Source organism: Brevibacillus sp. LEMMJ03, from assembly GCF_007197875.1.
GTDB lineage: Bacteria > Bacillota > Bacilli > Brevibacillales > Brevibacillaceae > Brevibacillus > Brevibacillus thermoruber.
The window spans coordinates 1-446 of sequence record NZ_VKJN01000078.1 but is presented as its reverse complement, the minus strand read 5'-3'; the positions used below and the strand labels follow the sequence as shown (position 1 = coordinate 446).

Below are 446 nucleotides of genomic sequence, written 5' to 3'. Positions count from 1 at the left end.
ATGCCGGCAAATATGGCAGTGATGCCTCCCGGAATGTATGATAAATATTTGACACTAACGAAAAAATTGGCGGCTGAAAATAACTGCAGTTTTCTGGACCTGAATAACGATCCCAACCTTTTCAATATCAGTGATTTTAGGGACACGGCGCACATGAACGGAAACGGCGGCAGAAAATTTCTTGATGCTGTTGATCTGGCAATCGCGTCGGATCACAATCTGCGCTCCGCCATCACTGGTGGTGCGAACAATTCATCTATTGCTGGACGCGACTCAGGACTGCATTAACAAAATGGCTCCTGCAAAACCTGAAACTGAGAAAAAGAAAAATCTGGTCTATGCACTCAGTCGAACGTCTCGCTGTCACAATTGCGATAAGCAGCTCCAGAAGGGCGAAGTCGTTAAGCTCGAGAATACAAAAGATCAAACCGAGGCTCTTTGCCAAA

At 45.7% G+C, this 446-nt stretch carries 1 protein-coding gene; it reads left to right on the top strand.

All coding sequences use genetic code 11. From position 1 onward, the window contains the following. Nucleotides 1-288, top strand: a 288-nt coding sequence (locus FOI68_RS23710) for a hypothetical protein (protein WP_185974036.1), incomplete at its 5' end; no start/stop codon positions are given. Nucleotides 289-446: the final 158 nt, after the last annotated feature.